Source organism: Martinezella miluonensis, from assembly GCF_900094545.1.
Lineage (GTDB): Bacteria > Pseudomonadota > Alphaproteobacteria > Rhizobiales > Rhizobiaceae > Rhizobium > Rhizobium miluonense.
Window position 1 is genome coordinate 215894 of record NZ_FMAH01000002.1, and the last position, 24977, is coordinate 240870.

Consider the following 24977-nt stretch of genomic DNA (forward strand, 5'->3'; position numbering starts at 1 on the left):
GATTGCAGGAACATTGCATCCCCAGCGGGAACGTCGTTCTATCCGGCCAAAGGGAAACTCAATCTGAAGGCCGCGCCGCCAGTCGGCCCCTCCAACACCTGAACCTGTCCGCCATGAAGCCGGGCAATTTCCTGAACGAGGTTGAGGCCAAGGCCGAACCCCTTGCCGTAGCCGGAAAGCCGGTGAAACGGCTCGAAGATGCGCCCTCGCTGCTCGGCCGGAATGCCTTTGCCCTCGTCCGTCACGGTGATGCCCGTTGCCCGGCCGACATGCACCGTAATGCTGCCTTGCCGGCCGCCATGCTGGATCGCGTTCTGCACCAGATTGGCAACGGCGCGCTCGAGTGCGACGCGATCGCCGATGATCTCGACGGTATCCTCATCTGCCTGGAAACAAGGTTCGTAATTGGCGGCGATGGCCAGCGGCGCCAGTTCGGAAACGACGTGACGCGCGACATCGACGAGATTGACCGGAGCAGGCTCGAAACGATGATTGAGGCGCTGCAGATCGAGGAACTGTTCCGCCAGCGTCGCAAGCCGCACGGTATCCTCGAAGATCCTCTCCTTCAGCGGCCCGGAAGGTAGGCCATCGAGGCGGGCTTGCAGGATCGCGACGGGCGTGCGCCACTCGTGCGCGAGGTGGGCAAACAGGCGCTTCTGTCGCTCATGGCCCTCATCCAACCGGCTGAGCGCGTCATTGACGGCTTCGACGAGCGGCAAGATTTCCTGGGGGACATCCTCGACCGGCAGCCGCGTCCCCTGTCGATCGATGTCGATCTGCCCGGCGCGGGCGACGGCGGAATCGAGCGAGGAAAAGGCCCGGCGAACCACCATCGGTGCCGCAACCATGGTCGCGACCGCTGTCACGGCGAGCAGCGGCAGGAGGGTACTGAAAAACACAAGACTGGTCGCAGCCATCACCCGAGACGGCGAAACACTGCCGTCAACCCCGGTCAGAACCTGCACCTCGCCGATGGGGGATCCAACCCATTGAAGCCGCGCGGCGGGCACGGCATTTCCGCCGAGATTGCTGCCGAAGCGAGCCTGGCCGATGCCGTCGAGAGCGCGGCCCATGCCTGCATAGGCCTGCGGCACGGCACCCTCGGCAATCGTCGCGCCACTGCGGTCCCTCACGACAAACCAGAGACCCGGCAGCTCGGTGCGGCGCGCCGCCAGCATGGGTGTCTCTTTGATGGCAAGTGCGCCGTCCTTGTCTCGCTCAATCGACTGCGCGATCGCGTCGATGGTTTCGTCTTCCGGCTGAAGCGAGATGACGCTTCCAGTCATCCAGAGGGCCGCAATGATCAGGAGCGCAAGTATGCTCAGAAAAACCGCCTGCAGGGAGGCAAGCTGCCGCACCAGGCGCCAGCGCAATGAAGGCTGGCTTGCACTCATGAGGTCGGCTTCATGAGGTAGCCGATGCCGCGCACCGGATGGATTTCGAGGCCGGCATCGACGGAAACAAGCTTCCGGCGGAGGCGGGAGATATGTGCATCGAGGGTATTCGACTGGATATCGTCATCAAAGCCGTAAACGGCCTCTTCGAGCATGTGCCGCTGAACCGTGCGGCCGATCCGGCGGGCCAGTGTTTCGAACACCAGCAGTTCCCGACGCGGCAAATCGAGCCGGCAGCCGTTCACCTGCGCTTCCCGGCCATCGAAATCGTAGGATACTCGGCCGAAATTGACCGCGTCGACACGGACATCGCCCGGCCGGCGCATGACGGCGCGCAGGCGCGCGAGAAGCTCCTCGACGGCGAAAGGCTTGACGAGATAATCATCGGCCCCGGAGTCAAGGCCGTCTATGCGGTCGTCGAGTTCACCACGGGCGGTCAACACGATGACGGGTGCGCTCACGCCATTTGATCGAAGCTTGGGAATGAGCGACAGGCCGTCACCATCGGGAACTTGCCGGTCGAGCAGGATGACATCGTAGACGACGACCATTGCCGCCTCTTCGGCATCGGCAAGCGTCGTCATGTGGTCCACGAGAGCATCGCGTGTGCGCAGCGCGCTACAAAGCGCGGAAGCCATTTCCGGCTCGTCCTCAAGCAGCAGAATTCGCAATGTCACCCCTTTGCGCAAAGAATGTTCGAATTGCATAGGCTCATTGCGAGAACATTGCGACCCCGATTTTACCCCGCTCATGCCGCCGTCGCTGAAGTGGAACGCCGATGACGATCGGGCAGGCAATCTCAATGATAACTAGGGTTGGCGGCTCAACAGGGGAAGGCAGCGATTACCCTCCCCTGTCTGGGTTGCGGCAGGATGATTTTCAAGCGTAAGCCACGGCACACGCAGTCGCTTGGCTGCGCGCCGCAGATCACGCTCTCGGCTCCCTCGAACCGTCAGCCAAAGGCCATTTCCAAACCGGCCTTCCCAGCCGGCCGAATGCCATGAAGCACTCATTCGCATTGGTTCTATCCTAATCGAAGCGGCGCAGATGCGGTGGCATGAAATAAGGCGAGCGCGAACTGCTCTGCCGCTCGGGAAGGCCGATATCGCGAAGCTGGTAATCCGATAGCTCAGCGACCTGCTTGCGCGTCTGCCGCTGCCTCCAGATGACAAACAGCAAGGCGCGCGCAGTCCTCCACGCACCGAATTTCTGGTATAGTTCATCGACCGTTGCTGTTAAACTATCAGCAACCAATAATTGTGAAGACGTCATTATCTTTTCCTGGCGCAATCAAGCAACCAGGTCCTCTTGAAGCTCGACCGGCCTCAGGAGCTGATACGTCGGCGACGCATCAAATTATTCCCGCAGCAAGTCATATGGGTTTAATGGAAAAGCGCCTAAGTGGCGGCAGATAAAGCGTTTTGGGGCTTTAGCTAAAGATACGTCGCGAATTCGGTGCTGCACACACCATATTCATCGAGATCATTCCGCCAGAGGCGTTGTTATGCATTCGTGGATGTTGCATTGCACGCCTCCTCTGTTTGATTGCGGACGTGCAGATAATACGCGAGATCCGAGGATCGGCAACCCCACAATTTCGAATTGCAGTTATCTCACTGCCATGTGTTGCACTGACGCAACAGCAAGCGTCCCATTGCGAGATCGCGCTGGCGCGCGAAACCTCACCCTTGGAGAGGCCACCCAGTATTGAGATTTGACTAGAACGAATTGACGATCCCGCCGCCGGTGCGCATCTGCTGAACCATAACGTGAGCATGATAATGCATGGCGCATTTGATCGCGTAGATCTGCAGAATGATCGGAGAACGGCGATGCCGCAGCAGCTTCAGAAACCGCTGGCGGTACACGGCACGCAAATCCGCTTCCTTCACCCGGCTCATTAGCCTGACGAAGATGCCGATCGCTTCCAGCGCCCATGTCGCGTTGAGAGCGAGCAACTTCAATGGATGGCGGCGCAAATGCCGTAAGCGCGTGCTTTCCGGTTTGATATTCCCATCGATATAGAGCGCATCCAGCCGGTCGAAATAGGCGGCCGGCTGATGCAGGTCGCTGAGGACCGAGAGATATCCATCCCGCAAGGTTTCGCGGGAGAGATTGAGGGGAATGACATTCGTGCCGTAGGCCGGCGGATCGTCGTGATCAAGCCGCCCTTCCTTGGCGAGACGCGCATAGAGCGGCGTCTTCGGGATAGCGGCCAGCATCCCGATCATGGCATTGACGATGCGCGCATCCTTGATGAACACGCGCTGCGCTTCGAAAATCGTCGCATCGTCGCTGTCGAAGCCAAGGATCATGCCGCACCAGACTTCCATGCCGGTCTGCTGGATGCTGTGAATCTTCTCCAGCATCGTCCCGCCCTTGCGCAGGTTCTGCAGCTTCTTGGTTTCGCGCAACGCCTCCTCGTTCGGCGTCTCGATGCCGATGAAGACGACGCGGATATTGGCGTCGACCATCAGCTGCATCAGCTCGGCATCGTCGGCCAGATCGATCGACGCCTCAGTCAGGAAAGTCATCGGATAATGACGGCTCTCCTGCCAGGCGACGACATCGCGCAGCACCTCCTTGATCGCCTTCTTGTTGCCGATCAGATTGTCGTCGACGATGAAGGCCGTATCCATGCCGGACGCCAACAGGGCCTCCATTTCGGCAATGACCTGGGCGCTTTGTTTGATGCGCGGCTTGCGCCCGAAGACGACGATGATATCGCAGAAATCGCAGGTGAAAGGACAGCCTCGCGAGAACTGGACGCTGCCGACAGCATACTCATCCATCTTCAGGAGATCGAAGCGCGGCACCGGCACCTTGCTCATATCCGTCTTGTCGGATTGCTCGTAGCGCTGCGCGTGGTTACCTTCTTCCCATTCAAGCAGGAACTTCGGCCAGGTCTCTTCCGCCTCGCCGATGAAGGAGACATCGACGAGATTGCCGAAATAATCTTCCTTGACCGTAATCCAAGGTCCGCCGACGACGGTGAAACAATTGCGTCGTTTGAGCTCGGTCAAGATTTCCGTCATCCGGAAGCGCTGGACGATCATCCCGGTCAGCGCGACGATATCGGCCTTCTCGCACAGATCGAAATCCAGCGGTTCGACATTCTCGTCGACCAGGGTGACGGTATGTTCCGATGGCGTGAGCGCTGCCAGCAGGGGCAGGCAGGCCACCGGAAGATTCGCCTTCACGTCGAACAGCGGCAGGGCGTGTTCCATCCCCCAATAGGAGGTTTCGAAACGCGGATTGATAATGACGATATGAGCCATTGAATATGCCGCTCCATGACTGCGAAGATCTGGTTCGGTACTATGTCAAGCTTGCATGTCATTTGTGCCCGCTTACGCTTGCATTGGAGCAGCGAAGCAGGCCTTCAATAGGAGGGCAGCATTAGCAGCCCTGCATGAGCCCAAAATTAAAATCTGCGGGCAATAGCGGCATTCTGTCACGCGCGTTTTCCGGCCGCCAGATTTTTTTGAGCGGCAATGTCGAAATGGCCAAGACGCAATCGTCTTCATTGAGGCGGGTCGCGAGAGAGGAATACCGGATCCTTCCTGCCATAGGTCGAACTGTCAAAGAGGAGCTGGGAGATGAGTTCGTCATATCGTTGGGTGATCGTCGGTGCCGGAGCGCTGATGACCTGCGTCGCACTCGGCGCAATGTTTTCCTTGGCAATCTTTCAAGTGCCGATCGCCGCCGACACGGGCTGGTCGCATGCCGGCATCGCTGCAGCCATGACGCTGAATTTCCTCGTCATGGGGCTTGGCGCCTTCGCCTGGGGCGCTGCGAGCGATCGCTTCGGTATACGCATCGTAGTCCTGATCGGGGCATTGCTGCTTGGGCTTGCCCTTGTCTTGGCGAGCAGAGCGGGATCGCTTCTGCAGTTCCAGCTGACCTATGGCATTCTCGTCGGCGTCGCCGCCAGCGCCTTTTTCGCGCCAATGATCGCGGCAACGACCGCATGGTTCGACAAAGGCAGGAGCCTTGCCGTATCCTTGGTTTCCGCAGGCATGGGGGTCGCCCCGATGACGGTGTCGCCCTTCGCCCGCTACCTCATTTCCGCCTACGACTGGCGCTTCGCCATGCTGCTGATCGGCATCATGGCCTGGGTCCTTCTCATACCGGCGGCACTGCTGGTGCGGCGGGCTCCCGTTCTTGCGGAAACAGCCGGTTCGGACGGACAGGTGGCGGAGCAAAGCCTGCCGCTTGGCCAGATTTTCCGCTCGCCGCAATTCCTCATTCTTGGGGCTACCTTCTTTGCCTGCTGCGCGGCCCATTCCGGTCCGATCTTTCATATGGTCAGCTATGCGACGATCTGCGGCGTCGGGCCGATGGCCGCCGTCAGCATCTATAGCGTCGAGGGGCTTGCGGGCCTCGGCGGTCGCCTGCTTTACGGCACGCTTGCGGATCGGCTTGGCGTCAAGCCGGTGCTGATCGCCGGCCTCCTGGTCCAGGCCGCCGCGCTCGCCACCTATCTGCTGGTGAGAGAACTCGGCGAGTTCTATGCGCTGGCTATTGTCTTCGGCAGCGCCTATGGCGGCGTCATGCCGCTCTATGCGGTACTGGCAAGGGAGTATTTCGGCCCCCGCGTCATCGGCACGGTGTTCGGCGCAGCTTCGATGCTCTCGAGCATCGGCATGGCCGCCGGCCCTCTGATCGGCGGCTGGATATTCGATACGTTTGCCAATTATTCCTGGCTGTTCATCGGATCGTCCATGGTGGGGTTGGGAGCGGCGGCCATCGCCATTGCCTTCCCGCCGATGCAGCGCCTGCGGCTGCAGGCGGCATGATCCGCCATTTGCCGGGTGCGTCACATTTCGGCGTGTCCGGCCCCGTACTTTCCGGCGTAAATGCGGCGCAGCTGCGCCGGACCGCGATATATTCGTTTTTCTCGATGCTTACACACAGTTTTCCATACGCGGCAGCAGTTGCAGGCATTGCAATTTTCAATTTTTGGCCAAAACTCACTGATGCATCAGGTGCGTGATCTCCTCGGGGAGGAAATCGGGAGGGCACCCACTTGCGCGACTTTCCGCGCCCACTCGGCGGGAAGGTCCTGCGTGATGTCATCATGGGGGACATGAGACAGATCTATTGGCGATGTCCCTGGTGCAATTTGGGAGGATTGAGGAATGGCAGCCACGTCCATGGCCGAGACGACGCGTCGAGGCATGACCCGGGAAGAGAAGAAGGTTATCTTCGCCTCTTCGCTCGGAACAGTCTTCGAATGGTATGACTTCTATCTTTATGGGTCTCTGGCTGCCTTCATCGGCACGACCTTCTTCGCCGACTATCCGGAGGCAACCCGCAACATCTTCGCCCTGCTCGCCTTTGCGGCAGGCTTCCTCGTCCGGCCCTTCGGCGCCTTGGTCTTCGGCCGGATCGGCGACCTCGTCGGACGCAAATATACCTTCCTCGTCACGATCCTGATCATGGGTCTTTCGACCTTCCTGGTCGGCGTTCTCCCCGGGTCGGCAAACTGGGGCATCGCCGCCCCTGTCATCCTGGTCATCCTGCGTCTGCTGCAGGGCTTGGCGCTTGGCGGCGAATATGGCGGCGCCGCCACCTATGTCGCCGAACATGCGCCCGACAACAGGCGCGGCTATTATACGTCCTGGATCCAGACGACGGCGACGCTCGGACTGTTCCTGTCGCTGATCGTCATCCTGATCGTCCAGAATGCTGTCGGCAAAGATGCTTTCGCTGCCTGGGGCTGGCGCATTCCTTTCCTTGTGTCCTGCGTTCTGCTTGCCATCTCCGTCTGGATCCGGCTGTCGCTCAGTGAATCGCCGGCTTTCAAAAAGATGAAGGAGGAGGGCAAGGGCTCCAAGGCTCCGCTCTCGGAAGCCTTCGGCCAGTGGAAAAATGCGAAGATCGCCCTCATCGCACTGCTCGGCCTCACAGCCGGCCAAGCGGTTGTCTGGTATGCTGGACAGTTCTACTCCCTGTTCTTCCTGCAGAACGTGCTGAAGGTTGATGGCCAATCGGTCAACATCATGATCGCGATTGCGCTCTTGATCGGCAGCGGTTTTTTCGTGTTCTTCGGCTGGCTTTCGGACAAGATCGGCCGCAAGCCGATCATCATGGCAGGCCTTCTGCTTGCGATCCTGACCTATTTTCCGCTGTTCAAGGCATTGACCAGCGCGGCAAATCCGGCGCTCGCTCAGGCAGAACAAACCGTGCGGGCCACGGTAACGGCAGCTCCTGGCGACTGCACATTCCAGTTCAATCCTGTGGGAACGGCGAAATTCAACAATTCCTGCGACATCGCCACGTCTTTCCTGTCGAAATCATCCGTTCCCTATACGATCGCCGACGGCCCGGCAGGCCAACCGGCAACCGTCAAGGTCGGCGATGCCACGGTGACATCCTATGATGCCGCGGCCGCCGGCAAAGATGCGGCGGCCAAGGGTGCGGCGTTCACACACGACATGAGCCTTGCCCTGCAAAAGGCCGGCTTCCCGCTGGCGCGGGATCCCGCCAAGGTGCCGGATGCCAAGCTTGATGCCTTCATCACAGCGAACCCTGAGCTCGGGCTCAATGCGGCGACAGTGCGGGCAGGCGAAAAGACCGTCACGCCGACCGCCGATCTCGTCAAGGCAAAGCTTCTGACGGCGGAACAGGCAGGCGGAGCAACGGACATGCCCGTCTATACCGTCGCCAGCGGCGGCGCCTTCAAGATGGTCGCCAACCCTTCGGCCATCAACTGGCCGCTGACGATCGCCATTCTAACGATCCTCGTTATCTACGTCACCATGGTCTACGGCCCGATTGCCGCGATCCTGGTGGAGATGTTCCCGACCCGCATCCGCTATACCGGCATGTCGCTGCCGTATCATATCGGCAACGGCTGGTTTGGCGGCCTGCTTCCGGCAACGGTCTTTGCCATGAGTGCTGCCACGGGCGATATCTATTATGGCCTCTGGTACCCCATCGCGATTGCCGCCATGACCCTGGTCATCGGCGTCATCTTTGTCCGTGAGACCAAGGGCGTCAATCTCGACGCAATCGACTAACAAGAGCAAGGCCCGGCGTGTCAATCACGCCGGGCCTTTCGCTGCGTAGGCAGCGATCCACCGCCTCGCTCCACGATTTCGTCTCGATGACAATACCGGCTATCGATCAAGCAGAACCGTCGGCGGGAGAAAAGAAATTTATTCCATAGAATAAGTGATGAAAAGAAGACTGCTCCTTGTGATCGGATAGCAGAAGCCTAGGAGTGTGGCAGGCTTTCACCGAACTCATCCTTATGACCTTGCTGAGCATCCAAAATCTGTCCCGCGCTTTCGGCTCGACGCAAGCCTTGGCAGACGCATCCCTGACCATCGACAGCGGCGAGATCGTTGCGCTGATGGGAGCCAACGGCGCCGGCAAGTCGACGCTGGTGAAGATCCTCTCCGGCGTTTACCCGGCCGATTCAGGCAGCATTCTATGGAACGGTAGGAATTATCGCGCCGATAGCCCCGCTCAAGCAGCCGCCCAGGGTATCGTCACCGTACATCAATCGACCGACGTTGTCGGCGTCGCCGGCCTTTCGGTGGCGGACGCGCTTCTGCTCAATCAATTCGTCGATGGCCGTCAGCCTTTCTTCCTGTCGAAACGTTCGGTACGAAGGAAAGCGGCCGCTATTCTGAAGGAGGCTGGATTCGACCTGCCGCTGGATCGGGATTTCGGCGATCTCGGCACTGCCGATCGGCAGATGGTCGCCATTGCCCGCGCCCTGTCGAACAAGGCGCAACTGCTGATTCTCGACGAACCCACGGCAAGCCTCTCCGCCCGCGAGGCAGGACGACTTTACGAGATCGTCCGTCAGCTGAAAGCCCGCGGGATGAGCATTCTCTACATTTCCCACCGCACCGTCGATCTCGATGCGCTTGCGGATCGGGTCGTCATCCTGCGCGGCGGCCGCAATGTCGGCGCCTTCGCGCGACCGATCGATTTCGATGCCGCCATCGAGACCATGATCGGCCGGGCGATGAAAGCTTCCCGCCCACGTCGGCGCGAGCAATTTGACAGGACGGTGCTTGAGCTTCGGGGCATAAGGCTGCTTTCCGACAGCACACCTTTCGATCTCACGCTCCACGCCGGCGAAGTCGTAGCCATCACCGGCGTTCTGGGAGCTGGCAAGAGCCGGCTTCTCTCCGCGCTCTTCGGCATCGAGCACCTCGCGGCCGGCGATGCATTGTTGGATGGCGTGCCCTATAAGCCGGCCTCGCCGGCTGAGGCGATTGCACGCGGCGTCGTCATGGCTGCGGCAGACCGTCATCGCTCGTCCCTCATGCCATCGGACTGGCCGGGAGAGAGCATTGCAGCCACGATCAGCCTGCCGCATCTGAGGCAATGGTATCCATCCGGCTTCCTCTTTTCCGGGCGGGAAACCCGGGAAGGAGAGAAAGCAATCAGGCGCCTTGGCATCAAAGCCGCCGGCCCGGATGCATCGGTCTGGTCGCTTTCGGGCGGCAACCAGCAGAAGGTCGTGTTGGCGCGCTGGGAGGCTGAGCCCAGCCGGCTGTTGCTTCTCGACGAGCCCTTCCAGGGCGTCGATGTCGGAGCTCGCCAGGACATCATCGCAGCCATACGCAGCCATAGCGACCGCGCCACCTTGATTGCGACATCCGATCCGGAAGAAGCGCTCGAAGTCGCCGACCGGGTGCTCGTCATGGAACATCACAGCTTGAGAGACGTCGCTCCCGCGATTGCTGGCGACTGGCAAAACGAGGAATACGTCAGATGAGTGAAGGGACTGCCCAGATCCGGGAAAAAGAAAAGCCGGCGAGCGAGCCGCTCTCGCCGAAGGAACTCGTGCGGCGTGGCGCGGTCTTTTTTCTGCTCTTCGCCCTAATCCTCTTCTTCAGCTTCGCGCAGCCCGTTTTCATCAACATCAACAATCTGATGAGTATCCTGCAGGCGGTCTCCGTTGTCGCCATCATCGGCGCGGGCGTCACCATCACACTCGCGATCGGCGGGTTCGATCTGTCGGTCGGTGCGGTGGCAGCCTCCAGCGTCATGGCTGCCAGCTACGCCATGATCGTGCTCGATCTCAATGCCTATCAGACCGTACCGCTGGTGCTTGCTTTCGGCGCACTGGTCGGGCTCGTGAATGCCTTGCTGATCGTTCGTCTGAAAGTGCCGGACCTACTTGCGACCCTTGCCACGATGTTCCTGCTGACCGGCCTCCAGCTCATCCCGACGGCCGGGCGTTCGATCTCGGTGGGATTGATCCTTCCCGATGGAACGAGGGCAACCGGCAAAGTCGACCCGGCCTTCCTGACCATCGGCCGATCGAGCCTGTTGGGAACTGTTCCTCTGCCAGTCATTCTGATGCTGGTCGTCGCGCTGGTGCTCTATGTGCTGACCGAGCGCACGCGCCTTGGACGCCTGCTCTACGCAACCGGCGGCAACGAAGCTGCGACACGACTGGCCGGCGCCAATATCGCCCGTCTGAAGACCTTCGCCTATGTGTTGTCCGGCGTTCTGGCTTCGCTCGGCGGCATCATCGTTGCCGCCCGCGTCGGACGCGGCGATGTTTCGTCCGGCGCCTCGCTGCTGATGGACTCCGTGGCCGCCTCGCTCATCGGCTTTGCGGTTCTCGGCCTGCGTCGGCCAAACGTCCTTGGAACGACGATCGGCGCAGTCTTTGTCGGCATACTCCTCAACGGCCTGACGATGCTGAATGCTCCCTATTACACGCAGGACTTCATCAAGGGCGCCGTTCTTGTCGGTGCGCTTGCACTTACCTATGGCATCAGCCGCGGCAAGGCCTGATCGAGGCAGATCACGATGCCGAACTTGAGATCACCGAATATGGTGGCTGAGGGACCAAAAGCCCCGCAGCCTGCCATTTATCTCAAGGCTCCGCCCGACCGGGCGAGCCGGGCCTTGAAGCGTGTCAAACCAACTCCTCATGCGAGGGCTTTTCCCAGAGATTGACGCCGCCTTCGACGGCATAGCGATCGATCTCCGCCAGCTCCTCCCGGCTGAATGTCAGGTCGTCCAGAGCGGCCACATTTTCTTCCACCTGGCGCGCCGAACTAGCACCGATCAGCGCAGAGGTGACGCGCGGATCCCTGAGAACCCAGGCGAGGGCGAGCTGCGCCAGTGACTGGCCGCGACGCTTGGCGATCTCGTTGAGCGCGCGCGCCCGCTCGATGTTTTCCTCTTTCAGATGCTCCGGCCGCAACGGGTCGCCGCCGGGCCGGTTCACCCGCGAATCCTGTGGGATGCCGTTCAGATATTTGTTCGTCAGCAAGCCCTGGGCGAGCGGCGTAAAGGCGATGATACCAGCCCCGACCTCGTGAGAAGCGGCCAGCAGGTCCTTCTCGATCCAGCGATTGAAGAGGTTGTAGGACGGTTGGTTGATCAGCAGCGGCACCTGCCTTTCCTTCAACAGAGCCGCGATTTCACGCGTCTTGTTGCCGGAATAGGAGGAGACGCCGACATAGAGCGCCTTGCCCTGCCGGACCGCCTGGGCAAGCGCATCGGCCGTTTCTTCCAGCGGTGTCTCGGCATCGAAGCGGTGGGAATAGAAAATATCGACATAGTCGATGCCAAGTCGGCTGAGGCTCTGGTCGAGGCTGGAAAGAAGCGCCTTCTTCGACCCGCCGCCGCGACCATAGGGGCCGGGCCACATATTCCAGCCGGCCTTGGACGAAATGATCAGCTCGTCGCGATAAGCGGCCAGATCCTGCTTCAAGATATGGCCGAAATTGATCTCAGCACTTCCCGCTGGCGGGCCGTAATTGTTTGCAAGATCGAAATGCGTGATGCCGAGATCGAATGCCTTGAAGAGAATAGACTTCTGAGTATCGAGCGGCGTCGCATCGCCGAAATTGTGCCAGAGGCCAAAGGAAATTACAGGCAATTTCAGGCCGCTTCGGCCGACCCGGCGGAAATGGGCGGAGTCATAGCGTTCCGGATTGGGATGGTAGATCATGAACTCTCTTCCTGTTGGTCATACGGTGCGGACGCCGGCTCGACCGGGCAAGGTCGATGAATTCATACACGCGCTGGCTCCGATCATCTTTGCGACGCACCGAGAATGGCAGAGTCCAATTTGATAAGAAGTCATTCCATATTTTTTATCGACTAAATCGGAGAAGTTTTTTCCTCAGTGGCAGGCGCAAGATAATGCCGAAGCAGCTCAATACCGAACGCACCAAGCCGCTTCCACCAGGCTCAGACATTCGAACCAAAACGGGCTCGATAAAAGCCGGGCGTCACCCCAAGATGTTTAAGAAAGGCTCTGTGCAGGGTATCGAGGCTTGCGAAGCCGGAACGCTCGGCAATGCGAGCGAGCGACCAGTCCGAGGTTTCAAGGAGCGCCTTTGCCCGATCCAGCCGCGCAGTCTCCACGAATAGCGCCGGTGTCGTTCCGGTTTCCTTGCGGAAGCTGCGCGAAAATGTGCGTTCGCTCATTCCTGCCCGGCTGGCCAATGTGGGGATCGACAGATCTCCCGTCGGCTCTTCAATGATCTCGCCTAGAAGCTTGCGCAGCCGCGGCGTCGCATTCGCCTGAACGGAGAGACCTGCGCTGAACTGGGATTGCCCTCCAGGCCGACGCATGAACAGAACCATTTGCCGAGCGACCGCCAGGGCAGTCTGCGGCCCACAATCGGCCTCGACGAAGGCCAGGCATAGATCGATACCGGCCGTAATTCCGGCCGATGTATAAACCGGCGGCTCCGCGACGAAGATCGCGTCGGGTTCGATTTCGATTTGCGGTCGCAGTTCCTTCAGGAGAGCGCAGGAATTCCAATGGGTGGTGGCTCGTCTGCCGTCAAGAAAACCGCCGGCGGCCAATATGAACGCTCCGGTGCAGACGCTCGCCATTCGCCGGGTGGCTGTTTGCCGCGAATGCAGCCAGGCTAGCAAATTCGAGCGGAATATGACCTGGCGTAGCCCGTCTTCGCTTCCGCCTGCGAGGATGACCGTATCCAGATCCACGGGCAGTTGCTCCAGCCCGACGGTCTCGCCGAACACAAGCCCTCCGGCAGAACTGCTCTTCACAGCCCCACCGGTTGGAGAAGCAAGAATGACTTCATAGGGCGCGACGCCCTGCGTCAGATGAAAGTTCGCCATCGCGAAAACTTCCATCGGACCGACAATGTCGAGCGCCTGAACGCCGTCATAACCGATGACAGCGACGCGCCTGGGATTATGTACTAGATCCTGCATTGGCGTAAACTGCGATATCTTTGACATTTCCGCCAGTCCGCCCAGCGACTATTTCTCTAGTCGAGAACATCGCAACTTCGGACAATCCCCATGTATCGCTTCTATCTGAGAGCATTCCTTCTGGCCCTGCTGGCGTTCGCAGTCGCCATCTGGGCTCCAGTCGCCTTCGCAGCGAGTGAAAACTCCCTCCAAATTCCTCAATTGAAAGCCGGTCGAACGCGGCCCCTGATCGTCATCGCCGCGGACAACCAAGGCACGGAGACGACGGATCTCGTCGTCCCCTATGGCATTATCCGCAGCGCCGGCGTCGCTGACGTACTCGTGGTTTCGACCCATGCGGGCGTGGTAGATTTGATGCCGGCCTTGAAAATCAAGCCCGACACAACGATGTCCGAGTTCGACCAGGCACATCCTGAGGGCGCCGACATTGTTATCGTCCCTGCCATGCACGATGACAGGAGCCGCGACGTCATCGCCTGGATCCGGCAGCAATCCTCGAAGCGCGCGATGGTCGTCTCGATTTGCGAGGGTGCCCGGCTTGCGGCTCGGGCCGGTGTTTTCGAGGGCAAGCGAGCCACCACCCATTGGTACGCTTTCGACGAGATGCGTCGCACCTTTCCGCACGCGCAGTGGGTCCGCAACCAGCGCTATGTCGTCGACGGCAATGTTATGAGCACCACGGGCGTCACAGCCTCCATCCCGGCCTCCCTCGCGCTGGTCGAAGCGATCGGCGGGACGGCCAAGGCGCAGTCGATCGCGGCGCGTCTTGGCGTCGACGGCTGGAGTGCGGCCCACGACGCGACGCCATTTCGAATGACGACTGGCCGGCTCTGGCGGTTCGCCGGCAACTATCTTGCCTTTTGGAACCATGAAACCATCCGCCTGCCGGCGCAGGATGGCTTCGACGAAATCGCCCTGGCGCTGACGGCGGACGCGTGGTCCAGAACCTTTCGTTCCCAGGCAGTCGTTGCGGAAAAGGCGGCATCCATCCGTTCGCGCAACGGTCTCGTGCTCGTGCCGGACTTTTCCTCCGACATCGGTGCTTCGGTTGTGGAAATTCCAATCCTTCCGTCGGCTCTAGTTCTCGACGACGCACTGTCTCAAATCTCCGAGCGTTACGGTTCACGGACGTCCGATATCGTCATGCTGCAGCTGGAATATCCGGCAAAGCATTGAGCCAAACGCAAGGAACGGCGACTTATGGGCGAGGCCGGCAGCAACGCGCAGATGCAAGACGCTTCCCGCAAAGCATGGAACAGACCAACCTTCGAGATGGCCCTAAGGTGTTTAAGCCGCACCCTTCGTGCAGTGCGGCTCGAACCCGACCTGCCCTTTAGAGCAGTTTTTCCAATGTAATCGGCAGGTCGCGAACGCGCTTGCCGGTCGCATGGTACACGGCGTTCGCGATGGCAGGTGCTACGCCGACGATACCGACTTCGCCGACACCCTTGCCGCCGAGCGCCGAGGCATGATGATCAGGCACGCCGACGGAAATCACCTGGACATCCGGAATGTCCGAATTCGTCGGCACGAGATAGTCGCCGACATTGTTGTTGACCGTTCGCCCGTTGCGAACATCGACCAAGCCTTCCTCGAGAAGCGCCTGGCCGATGCCCATGATGATGCCGCCCCGCCACTGGCTTTCGACGAGCTTGGGATTATAGAGGCGGCCGCAATCGAATGCGGAGACCATGCGGGAGACGCGCACCGTGCCGAAATCCTCGTCGACGCGCACCTCGGCAAAATGGGCGCACCAACTGTGCATGGAATAATCGCCCATGGTCGGCCCCTGAACCCTAGCCATGGTGGTCCAGGCCTGGAGCTGCTCCTGCGCGTTCGCACCATCCGGCAAAGTATTACGCCGGACTTCGATCTCCTCGCGCTTGAGCGCAGACATGAGCTCCGCCAACGTCAGCGACGGTGCCTCACCGCGGGGCGCTGCGATGCGGCCCTCGGCAAAGTTCAGCGTATTCGCACCCGTCTCGCGGAACGGCGAGTTGGCATCGCTGAGCGCAAGGCCGATGAGTTCGTCACGGGCCGCGACCGCAGCCTTGTGCACGGCCCCCATGATCGAGCCGGCGAGCATCGAACCGCCAGCGATCGCCGAGCCAGGCAGGCGTGAATCGCCGAGATGCACCTCGACCTGATCTACCGGAATGCCGAAGACTTCCGCGGCACTTTGGGCAAGGATCGTATAGGTCCCCTGCCCCATGTCGATGGCGCCACTGACGACCTCAACCCTGCCGCTGGAAAGGATGCGGATCATCGCCTCACTCGGCGCCCGGATGACCGGGAAGGTACCGCAGCCGATGCCCCAACCGATCAGGCTCTTGCCATCTCGCATGGATCGTGGCGCGTGGCTGCGCCGCGACCAGCCGAATGCTTCGGCGCCTTCGGTCAGCGCCTCGCGCAGCCGCCGCGTCGACCACGGCTTGCCGGACTGATAATCGTGATCTGCATAATTTTTCAGGCGGAGCTCCAGCGGATCCATGCCGAGCTTATAGGCGAGCTCCTCGATCGCGCATTCTATGCCGTAGGCGCTCGGATTCTTGCCCGGCCCACGCAAGGCCCCGGGGGTCACGCTATTAACAGGCACGATGCGATGCTGCGAAGAGAAATTCTCGACCTTATACAGCACCGCCGTCGCTGCTCCCGTCTGCTCCGGCCAATCGGCATAAATGGAGGTCTCGCTGGCGCCGCGATGAACAATCGCCTGCAGGATACCATCTTCCGTCGCGCCCAGCGCGATCTTCTGTCTGGTTCCGGCACGGCCGCCATAGCTGGTGAAATTCTGCGGGCGCGTCACCGCGAGCTTCACCGGCCGGCCGAGTTTTCTCGCGGCCGCGATTGCGACAGCGCCATAGGCAAGCGGCTGCCCTTTCGATCCAAAGCCGCCACCGATGAAGGGCGAGATGATACGGACATTTTCATAGGGCATATCGAACCATTCGGAATACATGCGCGCCATGCCGTGCGACCATTGGCTTGGCTCCCAGATCGTCAGCTGGTCACCATCCCATTTCGCCGTCAAACCATGCGGCTCCATCGCCACATGATATTCGCGCGGCGTGGAATATTCGGCCTCGATCCGCACCGGGGATGCAGCAAGTGCTGCCTCGGCATCGCCCCAGGCAGCCGAGAGCGGCTCCACCACCATACCCTCGCCGGCATTCGGATCGTTGAGATCGGCGACGTGCTTGCTCGCTTCGTAGGTGACGCGCACCAGCCTGGCCGCCTCCGTCGCCTGCTCGCGGCTTTCCGCCACGACAGCGGCGATCGACTGACCGTTGAACTGCACTTGTCGCGGCAGCGGATAATAGGGTCCATCGACCGGCTTGTTGCCGCCCCAGTCAGCGGACAGTTTCAGACCGAGATCGTCCTCCGGCGTCAGCACCAGAAGCACGCCCGGCATTGCGAGCGCCGCCGAAACGTCGACGTTGACGACACGGCCGGCCGGAATCGTGCTCTGGATAAGGACGGCATAAGCCAGGTTTTCGGCCGGATATTCCAGCGCATAAGTCGCCGCCCCAGTCACTTTCATATTGCCTTCGAAGCGCGACTGACGGCCGCCGACCGTACCGTCGGAAGCATCGCCATGTTTGCGTGGTTCCATCATGGTCATGCCAGGCCTCCCATCTTCAGAATGGCGCGGGCGATGACGCGCGGCGCAAGTTCGATCTTGTAACGATTGCCGCCATATGCGGCGGCGCCCTCCATGGCGAGCCGGCTGGCCTTTGCCACGGCCTCCGGAGTGAGCGCCTTGCCGACGAGCGCCTGCTCCACTGCTCGCGCCCGCCAGGGCTTGGTGGCGACGCCGCCAAGTGCAACGCGAATATCGCACACAGTCCTGCCATCCGCTTCGAGCGCAAGGCCGACGGCAGCACTCGCAGCAGCGAATTCGTAGGACTGCCGATCTCGGACCTTGATGTAGGTCGAGTTCCGGGCGGCGGCGGAAGCGGGAATGGTGACGGCGGTGATTATCTCGCCGCGCTGAAGGATCGTTTCCTTGTTCGGCGTGTCGCCCGGAACAAGGAAGAAATCGTCGACAGCAATCTTGCGGCTATCCGTCTCCACCGCCGCGTCGAATGCCACCAAAGCAACCGCAAGGTCACCGGGGTAGGAGGCGATGCAAGCCTTGCTCGTTCCGAGCACGGCGTGATTGCGTGTGACGCCGCCGATGGCAGAACAGCCGGAGCCGGGGTTGCGCTTGTTGCAGGCGGGGAAGGCGCCGGGATCGCGGAAATAGGAACAGCGCGTCCGCTGCAGGAGATTGCCGCCGATCGTCGCCATGTTGCGGAGCTGGGCGGATGCTGCAAGCGACAGCGATTCCGCAATCGCAGGGAATGCCGCGCGAATATCCCTATGGTCTGCGACCTCACTCATCCTCGCGAGCGCACCGATCGTGGCGCCAGCAGTATCGACCGTAATGTCGCTCATGCCGGAAAGATGGGTGATATCGATGACCGTCTCGGGCTCGCTGACACCGCATTTGGCAAGATCGAGCAGCGTCGTGCCGCCGGCAAGCAGCAGGGCGCCGGCCTGTTGTGCCGCTTGGCTGGCTTCAGTCGAGGAGTTCGCCCGTAAATACGAAAAGTTCCGCATTATGCCGCCTCCACAGCTTGGCGCACCGCCGCGACGATGCTGTTATAAGCCCCGCACCGACAGAGATTGCCGGACATATATTCACGGATCTCCGCATCCGAACCGGCATGACCTTCGCGGATGCAGGCGACGGCCGACATGATCTGGCCCGGGGTGCAATAGCCGCACTGGAAGGCGTCATGCTCGATAAACGCTGCCTGCACCGGATGCAGATCGCCGCCATCGCCGGCGATGCCCTCGATCGTCGTGATCTGGCGGCCCTCGGCCTGGGCTGCAAGCGTCAGACAGGAGAGCACGCGCTTGCCGTCGACATGGCAGGTGCAGGCGCCGCATTGGCCTTGATCGCAGCCCTTCTTGGTGCCGGTGAGCGAGAGATGCTCACGCAGCGCATCGAGCAGTGTCACACGCGGCTCGAGATCGAGTTCGTGTCGCTGCCCATTGATATCGAGTGCGATACGGATGGTTCGTGTCATGATAAGCTCCTGCCATCGTCACGAAGATGAGACCTACGAAATCTAGAAGAACCTGTTCGACGGTCTATCGGTTGCTGTATGATTTTCAGGAAGACGAGGCCGACGGCACTGGGACATAATGGCAGCCGCTCATCTGAATTGAGAAAATGTGCGCCCCACGTAAACGGAGGCGCCTCCGTTTAAATTAATGCCTGGCTTTATTTCGTCAAGCCCCGATGTCAGGACAAATCCGTTCGAGTTCGCCGGCGCGGCCTTGCCACGGGAGCGATACAGTTCTTCACGGAATCTGAGAACCGTTCTAACTTATTGTTTTTATGCAATTCCAGGCGGTCGGGACAAAACGACCTTCGATCATTCAGAGCTGGTGATTGTTTGGAATGAACATCTGAGAATGCGGATGCCTCGAATTGAGAGTGTATGTTTCTCAGCGTTCGGGCTGAGATCGTCCGCTTACGTGGCGACCACAGCAAGTCGCCAGTACGATTTAGCCTCATGAAAGCCGAAAGCCGGGACAAGCCCGGCTCTCAAATTTGTCATGGAATATCAACGTAATAGGAAGGCAGCGCCCGGCGGTCAGCCGTTCTGATCGCCGCTGTTGTCGGCGGCCGGCTGCTCTTCCTTTTCCTTCAGCACATCCGCCAGCTTGTTGACGCCTTCAAAGCCGGCGACCGCGGCGGCGGCTTTTGTCAGTATACCTGCATTCGGATCGACGGCTTCTATGGCGTCTTCCGCAGCGACAGCGCCTGCTACTTCTTCAATCAGCTTTCCGATACCCATTTTAAGCTCCAGATTATTTCGCTCCGCTGCTGGATTGCGACGATCGAGCGTTATGAACACCCCGCCCTCGACATCTGAAAGGTCACAGCGCCGAATACGACGGCAACCTTTCCGTCCCGGAGCGGGGCATGGTTCTCCCCGGCCCTTGCCATTTAGGCAACCAAGCTGAAAGCGGCCTTAAGCCGGAATGAAGCCAAACTGATATCGCCCGGTTGCAAGGCCGATACCGTCGACGGCTCTGGCTTCTCGCCCGTCATGCCGTCATAACCGCCTCACAGGCTCGGATTATGTTTCAGGGAATTTCGAGGAATGCCCAATCTATTTGAACAAGGGAATCTTTGTGCATGACAGTCTTCCGCCGCGTCACGGCCCTTGCCGTTTCTTTTCTTCCCCTCCTCTTCGCTCCCGCCTTTGCAGATTCCGAGGTGTTGTGGAAGATCGTGCATGACAAATGCGTCGTGCAGACCGCCCCGTGCCTCTCGGTCAACACAGCCGAGCACTATGCGATCCTCAAGGACCTGAGAGGCATCGCGCAGGTTCTTCTGATCCCCACGGACAAGATCACCGGGATTGAAAGTGCGGCGCTCCTCGATCCCGCGACACACAATTTCTTTGCCGATGCCTGGTCCGAACATGGCGATGTCGATGCCCGCCTGCCGCGGGCCGTCCCGCGGGATGGTCTGAGCCTTGCCGTGAACGCACAGCAGGCTCGTTCGCAGAACCAGCTACACATCCATGTCGACTGCCTCAGCGCCGAGGCCCAAGCCGCCCTGAAGGCGGACGCCGATCATATCGGCACGGATTGGGCGCCCCTACCCGATACCGTTGCAGGCCATCAGTTCACCGCACTGCGCGTCAAGGGGGAGACATTGGGCGATTTCAATCCGTTCCTCGCACTCGCCAAGACGCTGAAGGATCCTGCCAAGGAAATGGGCGACCACAACCTCGTTGTCGTCGGCGCAAACTTTGCCGATGGCCCCGGCTTCATCGTGCTGACGGACGTCGCCCGGCCCAGCATGGGCGGCGAAGACGTGCAAGATCACAGCTGCACGATCATGCATTAATTCCGACAACAGATAATGCGTCGGAGAGAGCGCTAAGAATTTGAAACACAGGTCGTTTCCTTGCATGATCCGCCACCTGCCCATGGCAGAAGGCGAAACCAACAGCCTGGAAACGACCGATGCCGAAGCCTTCGACCGAACAGATCAATACCGTTCTCACGCATGTCGACCGCACGATCGATGAAAGTCTGGAGCGGCTGTTCGAGCTTATCCGCATTCCCAGCATTTCGACCGATCCTGCCTATGGCGATCATTGCCGCCAAGCAGCAAAATGGCTTTCCGCAGAGCTGGCGGCCATCGGTTTCGATGCCTCCGTCCGCGGGCACCGGCGGATCGATCCCAATCATCGGCGAGTTCAAGCGTCGCCTTGGCTGCGATGCGCTATTGGTCGGCTTTGCCCGCTTCGACAACCGCGTCCACAGTCCGAACGAAAAATGCGATCTCTCGAGTTTTCATAAGGGCATCCGTTCCTGGGTGCGCATCCTCGCAGCTTTCGGCGATATTTGATTGAGGCATCTGCTGCCGAGCTATGAGATCGGGTTGGTTGCCCGATCTCACAGAGGATAGCTCTACGCCTCGATCGACACTTCCGACTGGTAGTTTACCGTCATGTAGATGACCGTTGCGGCGATGGCGATGAGGAACAGGCAGCTCGTATAGATAGTGCCGAAGCCGAGCCCTCCATATTCCGCGGGCTGCGAAAGATAATCCCCGAAGGAGGCTCCGAGCGGCCGCGTGAGGATGTAGGCCACCCAGAATGCCAGGATGGCGTTGAGCCTGAAGCCGAAATAGGCGATCGCGACTGCGACGATCACCCCTGCGAAGAGCAGACCGGTCGTTATGTAACCGAATCCGAATTGTTCCGCGATCAGGTCGCCAACCGCCGTGCCGAGCGCGAAGGTGAAGAGAATAGCCAGCCAATAGAACTGCTCGCGCCTAGCCGTGTAGATCGAGTGAATGGACAAAGTCCCTTCCATCCTCCACCAGACGAAGAAGGTGAGCGCCAGCGCAATACTGAAACCAACGGTCGACGCGGCCAGTGGCACGCCGAGATTGTCCGAGAGATTGTCGGTCAGCAGTGTTCCCACAACGCTGATCAGGACGACGGCGATCCAATAAGCCCAGGGGACGTAGCGCTCCTGCAGGAACTGGATCGCAAGCGCGCCGACGAGCACCGCAGCCATGATCAGCGACGTCAGCGTAAGGCCAAGCCCCATGTTGACGGCGAGATAATCCGCAGCGGTTTCGCCCATCGTTACCGCCAACAGCTTGATCAGCCAGAAATCGACCGTGACGCGCGGAACCCTGTTCAAGCGCGGCTCGAGGCCTGTTAGAAATTGCTGGGTCATGTTGCTTATGCCTCGCTGATCGGGATCACTTCTTCATCAGCTTCATCGCGTCGTCCAGAAAGCCATCGGCCCGCCTGTCGTCGTCGGCATTGCAGCGTTCGACCGCCTTTGCCTCGAGCGCATCGACCTTGGCCTTGTCGTCCGCGCTCAGCTTTGCGGTCGCTTTTGCGGCACGCATTTCCTTGAGCGCATCTTCGCACGGGCGGGGTGCCGCGGCATGAGCGGCAACAGGCAGCATCATGAGCCCCGCGAGAGCGACGAGGCGGACGCGTTGGGCGGCTTTGGACATATTCATGGGGATGGCTCCGGTTTGTGACCTACGGTCTCAGGTTGATCCGCCGACCGCATTTGCTGCGACGTCGACGCCATCCTTTCTATGGAGCCGCCTATACGTGGTCTTTGCGGGGAGCATACCGTTTCGTAAGGAGCCAATATTTGAGATCCGAGCGACCTTACGGATTTGTAAGCACCCGTTCAGGCTGCTGACACTTTCGGAAGCCATATTTCCGCGCGTATCACGATCAACGGAGCGCAGCCGAAGCATGAAAATACTCGTCGTCGAGGACGACCGGAAGACTGCCGATTATATCTCGCGCGGCCTCAGCGAAGCCGGGCACGTCTGCGATGTGATCCGCGATGGTACGGATGCGCTGTTCCAGGCAACCCGCGAACACTACGACGTGCTCATCGTCGATCGCATGATACCGGGGCTGGACGGCCTTTCGCTGGTCAAAGCCGCCAGGGCCGCCAAAGTCGAGACGCCGGCAATATTCCTGACCTCCATGAGCGGCGTCGAAGACAGGGTCGAGGGGCTCGAGGCAGGCGGCGACGACTACCTGACCAAGCCCTTTGCCTTTTCCGAACTGCTCGCACGGCTGAACGCGCTGGCGCGGCGACCGCCCGTACAGGATCGCAAGACGGTGCTGCGGATCGCAGACCTCGAGCTCGATGTCATAAAACGGCAAGTCAGCCGGCAAGGCACGCCGATCGATCTTCAGCCCCGGGAATTCACGCTTCTGGAGGTTCTGATGCGGGCCGAAGGCAGGGTGCTCACGCGAACCATGCTGCTCGAGCGGGTCTGGGACTTCCATTTCGATCCCAAGACGAGCGTGGTGGAAACGCATATCAGCCGCCTGCGAACGAAGATCGACAAGCCGTTTGACGTACAGCTTGTTCATACGGTCCGAAACACGGGATATTGCATGCATGCGCCGCGCTAGATTGCTGCGCAGCACGCCTTTCAGGCTGGCCCTATCCTTCGGACTTTTCTTCATCGTCGCCCTTCTGGTGGCGGGCGCGATTGCCTACGGGCTGATGGAACGGGAACTTGCCCGGGCCATCGATCGGTCCGTGGGCGACACCTATTCCGTCGTCGCTTCGACCTATTCGTCCAACGACCTTGAGGATCTCATCGCGGCCGTCGACACGTATTCCGCGCTCAAGAATGCCGAGGATCAGGTATTCCTTCTCTTGAACGAGCGAGGAGAGAAGCTCGCAGGCAACATCAGGACATCACAAATCAAGCCTGGACTTTCTACCATGCCGGCAGCCGATCTCGGACTAGGCGGCAACGACCCGATAAGGGTGATGGCGGGCAATGTCGGCGGCAACTCGCTCTTCGTCGGACAAAGCTACCGCGAGACCGACGCCATCGAACATATCGTCTTCGCAAGCTTCCTGTGGGCTTCCGGCCTCATCGTGGCCATGGTGATCGTCGGAGGCGCGCTGCTTGCCGGACGGGCGACAAAGCGGCTGGAATCCATCGAGCGCACCATGATTGAGGTCTCGGGCGGCAATCTCGCCTGCCGGATTCCGGTTCGCGGCAATGGAGACGACATCGACGTCGTTTCCACTCATATGAACCACGCGCTCGGCCGGCTCTCCAGCCTCGTGGAAAGCATGCGCCAGGTGAGCGCGGATATCGCCCATGATCTGAAAACGCCGCTCAATCGCCTGCGCATGACGATCGAGCTGGCTTTGCAGCGGCAAGGGCAGTCCGAGACCGTCGAGAGCCTGCTTCTCGACGCTCGCGAGGAATGCGACAGGATCGACGCGACATTCGGCGCGCTTTTGCGAATCTCGCAAATCGAGGCTGGTGCGGGCAAGGCCCGCTTCAAGTCTTTGGATCTACGCGAAATCATGGCCTCGGTGGCGGAAATCTATGAGCATGTTGCCGAGGACAATGCGCAGACGCTGGAATTGAAGCTGCAGGCATCCGTGCCGTCCATAATCAACGGCGACCGCGAGCTGCTGACCCAGCTCTTCGTCAATCTCATCGAGAATGCGATCACCCATTGCCCGGCCGGGACCCGTATCTCGATGACGCTGACAGTAACGGATCAAGCCTATCTCGCCTGCGTCTCGGACAATGGACCGGGTATTCCGGCAGAGGAACGCGAGCTGGTGTTCAGGCGGCTCTACCGCCTGGACAAGAGCCGCACGACACCCGGCAGCGGATTGGGATTGAGCCTGGTCAAGGCAACAGCGGACCTGCACTCAGCCCCGATCACACTGAAAGACGGCAGGCCTGGGCTCCAGGTCTGCCTGTCCTTTCCAAGAATCTGAAAATCGGCTGCCGTTTTCAGCCTATTTCACCGGCCGAACCTGCGACGCCAGGGCACGGCCGGATTTCTGTACGCTGTATTTTACCGAGACGTGCTCACCAACCTTCAGGGATTCGACTTCAATGTTTTCGGGTAGGTTGATGACCGTGCCCGAGGACAGAGTGATCTGATCCGCCTTTGCATCGATATTGGTAATCGTACCCTCTTCGTTGCGAGCCAATGCCGTGCCCGCCGCCAATCCGGCCGCAGAGATGATCCCGATCGCAAGCAACTTTCTGAACATGTTCCACTCCTTCGTGGTGAGTCTGGACTTTCGGCTCGCTTGAGCCGATGCGACCCTATCGCCCATTCCTGCCGCCCACTTTACCGGAACCTTACGGTTTCGAGATGATTGGCGAATGTGGCCAGTATAGCGGATCCCGACCAGGACTGCCCATCGAACGAGCGTCCTCTGCGCTTCAACGCCTCACCGCCGGTTAGTTGTACCCATGAAAATCCACGCGCAAATCCATCGAATTACGAAAATAATTTACATGAAGATATAAGAATTAACAAAAAGCCGTTGACAATG

General features: G+C 60.0%; 21 protein-coding genes and 1 pseudogene. 9 read left to right on the forward strand and 13 right to left on the reverse strand.

The features are described 5' to 3' along the window. Positions 1–38: 38 nt before the first annotated feature. From GA0061102_RS03415 to GA0061102_RS03430, 4 genes are all read right to left on the reverse strand, one after another. Complete coding sequence (locus GA0061102_RS03415) at positions 39–1394, reverse strand: sensor histidine kinase (protein ID WP_092844022.1); 1356 nt, start codon at positions 1392–1394, stop codon at positions 39–41. Next, positions 1391–2065: a response regulator transcription factor gene (locus GA0061102_RS03420; protein WP_167667883.1), complete on the reverse strand. Its 675-nt coding sequence runs from the start codon at positions 2063–2065 to the stop codon at positions 1391–1393. The genes GA0061102_RS03415 and GA0061102_RS03420 overlap by 4 nt, the downstream gene beginning before the upstream one ends. Positions 2066–2423: 358 nt before the next feature. Next, the gene (locus GA0061102_RS03425) at positions 2424–2666 is read right to left on the reverse strand and encodes a DUF1127 domain-containing protein (RefSeq protein WP_092844026.1); all 243 of its coding nucleotides are present in this window, start codon (positions 2664–2666) and stop codon (positions 2424–2426) included. Positions 2667–3112: 446 nt separating this feature from the next. Then, positions 3113–4672: a B12-binding domain-containing radical SAM protein gene (locus GA0061102_RS03430; RefSeq protein WP_092844028.1), complete on the reverse strand. Its 1560-nt coding sequence runs from the start codon at positions 4670–4672 to the stop codon at positions 3113–3115. A 321-nt stretch (positions 4673–4993) separates the two neighbouring features. Between GA0061102_RS03430 and GA0061102_RS03435 the strand changes: the two genes are divergently transcribed. The 4 genes from GA0061102_RS03435 to GA0061102_RS03450 all read left to right on the forward strand — a co-directional run bounded on the left by GA0061102_RS03435 (position 4994) and on the right by GA0061102_RS03450 (position 11168). Next, on the forward strand, positions 4994–6193 hold the full coding sequence (locus GA0061102_RS03435; RefSeq protein ID WP_092844030.1) for an MFS transporter: 1200 nt from the start codon (positions 4994–4996) through the stop codon (positions 6191–6193). 342 nt (positions 6194–6535) lie between these two features. Next, positions 6536–8419 (forward strand): MFS transporter, encoded by a 1884-nt coding sequence (locus tag GA0061102_RS03440; RefSeq protein ID WP_092844032.1) that lies wholly within the window; start codon positions 6536–6538, stop codon positions 8417–8419. A gap of 233 nt (positions 8420–8652) precedes the next feature. Continuing rightward, positions 8653–10137 (forward strand): sugar ABC transporter ATP-binding protein, encoded by a 1485-nt coding sequence (locus GA0061102_RS03445; protein ID WP_092844254.1) that lies wholly within the window; start codon positions 8653–8655, stop codon positions 10135–10137. Continuing rightward, positions 10134–11168 carry an ABC transporter permease gene (locus GA0061102_RS03450; protein WP_092844034.1) on the forward strand — a complete coding sequence of 345 codons (1035 nt, stop codon included), beginning with the start codon at positions 10134–10136 and terminating at the stop codon, positions 11166–11168. The genes GA0061102_RS03445 and GA0061102_RS03450 overlap by 4 nt, the downstream gene beginning before the upstream one ends. Before the next feature lie 124 nt (positions 11169–11292). On the opposite strand, the gene mgrA is transcribed toward GA0061102_RS03450, so the two are convergent. After that, positions 11293–12336 (reverse strand): L-glyceraldehyde 3-phosphate reductase, encoded by a 1044-nt coding sequence (mgrA, locus tag GA0061102_RS03455; RefSeq protein ID WP_092844036.1) that lies wholly within the window; start codon positions 12334–12336, stop codon positions 11293–11295. A 242-nt stretch (positions 12337–12578) separates the two neighbouring features. Then, a complete protein-coding gene (locus tag GA0061102_RS03460) occupies positions 12579–13577 on the reverse strand; it encodes a GlxA family transcriptional regulator (RefSeq protein ID WP_092844038.1) in 999 nt (332 codons plus the stop codon). 90 nt (positions 13578–13667) lie between these two features. On the opposite strand from GA0061102_RS03460, the gene GA0061102_RS03465 reads away from it, so the two are divergent. Next, positions 13668–14753 (forward strand): DJ-1/PfpI family protein, encoded by a 1086-nt coding sequence (locus tag GA0061102_RS03465; protein WP_092844040.1) that lies wholly within the window; start codon positions 13668–13670, stop codon positions 14751–14753. A gap of 157 nt (positions 14754–14910) precedes the next feature. Here GA0061102_RS03465 and GA0061102_RS03470 read toward each other — a convergent pair whose 3' ends face one another. The 4 genes from GA0061102_RS03470 to GA0061102_RS03485 form a co-directional block, all read right to left on the reverse strand. Continuing rightward, positions 14911–17199, reverse strand: a complete 2289-nt coding sequence (locus GA0061102_RS03470) for a xanthine dehydrogenase family protein molybdopterin-binding subunit (RefSeq protein ID WP_092844042.1) — start codon at positions 17197–17199, stop codon at positions 14911–14913. Then, complete coding sequence (locus GA0061102_RS03475) at positions 17196–18179, reverse strand: FAD binding domain-containing protein (RefSeq protein WP_092844044.1); 984 nt, start codon at positions 18177–18179, stop codon at positions 17196–17198. Before GA0061102_RS03475 ends, GA0061102_RS03470 begins: the two co-directional genes overlap by 4 nt. Continuing rightward, entirely contained in the window at positions 18179–18652 is a 474-nt protein-coding gene (locus GA0061102_RS03480; protein ID WP_092844046.1) for a (2Fe-2S)-binding protein, read from the reverse strand. The genes GA0061102_RS03475 and GA0061102_RS03480 overlap by 1 nt, the downstream gene beginning before the upstream one ends. A gap of 573 nt (positions 18653–19225) precedes the next feature. Then, on the reverse strand, positions 19226–19429 hold the full coding sequence (locus tag GA0061102_RS03485) for a hypothetical protein (RefSeq protein ID WP_167667886.1): 204 nt from the start codon (positions 19427–19429) through the stop codon (positions 19226–19228). 344 nt (positions 19430–19773) lie between these two features. On the opposite strand from GA0061102_RS03485, the gene GA0061102_RS03490 reads away from it, so the two are divergent. Together GA0061102_RS03490 and GA0061102_RS03495 are read left to right on the forward strand one after the other, a co-directional pair. Further along, positions 19774–20493, forward strand: a complete 720-nt coding sequence (locus tag GA0061102_RS03490) for a CDP-diacylglycerol diphosphatase (protein WP_092844050.1) — start codon at positions 19774–19776, stop codon at positions 20491–20493. Between the two features lie 318 nt (positions 20494–20811). Then, positions 20812–21000, forward strand: a pseudogene (locus GA0061102_RS03495) (hypothetical protein); the annotation flags it as partial. 62 nt (positions 21001–21062) lie between these two features. On the opposite strand, the gene GA0061102_RS03500 reads toward GA0061102_RS03495, so the two are convergent. Together GA0061102_RS03500 and GA0061102_RS03505 are read right to left on the reverse strand one after the other, a co-directional pair. Beyond that, the gene (locus GA0061102_RS03500) at positions 21063–21842 is read right to left on the reverse strand and encodes a COG4705 family protein (protein WP_092844052.1); all 780 of its coding nucleotides are present in this window, start codon (positions 21840–21842) and stop codon (positions 21063–21065) included. 25 nt (positions 21843–21867) lie between these two features. Next, positions 21868–22137: a hypothetical protein gene (locus GA0061102_RS03505; RefSeq protein WP_092844054.1), complete on the reverse strand. Its 270-nt coding sequence runs from the start codon at positions 22135–22137 to the stop codon at positions 21868–21870. A 247-nt stretch (positions 22138–22384) separates the two neighbouring features. On the opposite strand from GA0061102_RS03505, the gene GA0061102_RS03510 reads away from it, so the two are divergent. Together GA0061102_RS03510 and GA0061102_RS03515 are read left to right on the forward strand one after the other, a co-directional pair. Then, the gene (locus GA0061102_RS03510; RefSeq protein ID WP_092844056.1) at positions 22385–23062 is read left to right on the forward strand and encodes a winged helix-turn-helix domain-containing protein; all 678 of its coding nucleotides are present in this window, start codon (positions 22385–22387) and stop codon (positions 23060–23062) included. Next, complete coding sequence (locus tag GA0061102_RS03515) at positions 23049–24407, forward strand: sensor histidine kinase (protein WP_092844058.1); 1359 nt, start codon at positions 23049–23051, stop codon at positions 24405–24407. The genes GA0061102_RS03510 and GA0061102_RS03515 overlap by 14 nt, the downstream gene beginning before the upstream one ends. Before the next feature lie 21 nt (positions 24408–24428). Here GA0061102_RS03515 and GA0061102_RS03520 read toward each other — a convergent pair whose 3' ends face one another. Continuing rightward, the gene (locus GA0061102_RS03520; protein ID WP_159432139.1) at positions 24429–24689 is read right to left on the reverse strand and encodes a DUF1344 domain-containing protein; all 261 of its coding nucleotides are present in this window, start codon (positions 24687–24689) and stop codon (positions 24429–24431) included. Positions 24690–24977: the final 288 nt, after the last annotated feature.

What these genes read in the sequence shown, in the direction of transcription:
- GA0061102_RS03480 (WP_092844046.1), bottom strand. Translation starts at nt 18,652, where the DNA reads ATGACACGAACCATCCGTATCGCACTCGATATCAATGGGCAGCGACAC.
- GA0061102_RS03435 (WP_092844030.1), top strand. Translation starts at nt 4,994, where the DNA reads ATGAGTTCGTCATATCGTTGGGTGATCGTCGGTGCCGGAGCGCTGATG.
- GA0061102_RS03490 (WP_092844050.1), top strand. Translation starts at nt 19,774, where the DNA reads ATGACAGTCTTCCGCCGCGTCACGGCCCTTGCCGTTTCTTTTCTTCCC.
- GA0061102_RS03415 (WP_092844022.1), bottom strand. Translation starts at nt 1,394, where the DNA reads ATGAGTGCAAGCCAGCCTTCATTGCGCTGGCGCCTGGTGCGGCAGCTT.
- GA0061102_RS03520 (WP_159432139.1), bottom strand. Translation starts at nt 24,689, where the DNA reads ATGTTCAGAAAGTTGCTTGCGATCGGGATCATCTCTGCGGCCGGATTG.
- GA0061102_RS03470 (WP_092844042.1), bottom strand. Translation starts at nt 17,199, where the DNA reads ATGACCATGATGGAACCACGCAAACATGGCGATGCTTCCGACGGTACG.
- GA0061102_RS03515 (WP_092844058.1), top strand. Translation starts at nt 23,049, where the DNA reads ATGCGCCGCGCTAGATTGCTGCGCAGCACGCCTTTCAGGCTGGCCCTA.
- GA0061102_RS03505 (WP_092844054.1), bottom strand. Translation starts at nt 22,137, where the DNA reads ATGAATATGTCCAAAGCCGCCCAACGCGTCCGCCTCGTCGCTCTCGCG.
- GA0061102_RS03485 (WP_167667886.1), bottom strand. Translation starts at nt 19,429, where the DNA reads ATGGGTATCGGAAAGCTGATTGAAGAAGTAGCAGGCGCTGTCGCTGCG.
- GA0061102_RS03465 (WP_092844040.1), top strand. Translation starts at nt 13,668, where the DNA reads ATGTATCGCTTCTATCTGAGAGCATTCCTTCTGGCCCTGCTGGCGTTC.
- GA0061102_RS03510 (WP_092844056.1), top strand. Translation starts at nt 22,385, where the DNA reads ATGAAAATACTCGTCGTCGAGGACGACCGGAAGACTGCCGATTATATC.
- GA0061102_RS03460 (WP_092844038.1), bottom strand. Translation starts at nt 13,577, where the DNA reads ATGCAGGATCTAGTACATAATCCCAGGCGCGTCGCTGTCATCGGTTAT.
- GA0061102_RS03475 (WP_092844044.1), bottom strand. Translation starts at nt 18,179, where the DNA reads ATGCGGAACTTTTCGTATTTACGGGCGAACTCCTCGACTGAAGCCAGC.
- GA0061102_RS03445 (WP_092844254.1), top strand. Translation starts at nt 8,653, where the DNA reads ATGACCTTGCTGAGCATCCAAAATCTGTCCCGCGCTTTCGGCTCGACG.
- GA0061102_RS03500 (WP_092844052.1), bottom strand. Translation starts at nt 21,842, where the DNA reads ATGACCCAGCAATTTCTAACAGGCCTCGAGCCGCGCTTGAACAGGGTT.
- mgrA (WP_092844036.1), bottom strand. Translation starts at nt 12,336, where the DNA reads ATGATCTACCATCCCAATCCGGAACGCTATGACTCCGCCCATTTCCGC.
- GA0061102_RS03440 (WP_092844032.1), top strand. Translation starts at nt 6,536, where the DNA reads ATGGCAGCCACGTCCATGGCCGAGACGACGCGTCGAGGCATGACCCGG.
- GA0061102_RS03450 (WP_092844034.1), top strand. Translation starts at nt 10,134, where the DNA reads ATGAGTGAAGGGACTGCCCAGATCCGGGAAAAAGAAAAGCCGGCGAGC.
- GA0061102_RS03425 (WP_092844026.1), bottom strand. Translation starts at nt 2,666, where the DNA reads ATGACGTCTTCACAATTATTGGTTGCTGATAGTTTAACAGCAACGGTC.
- GA0061102_RS03430 (WP_092844028.1), bottom strand. Translation starts at nt 4,672, where the DNA reads ATGGCTCATATCGTCATTATCAATCCGCGTTTCGAAACCTCCTATTGG.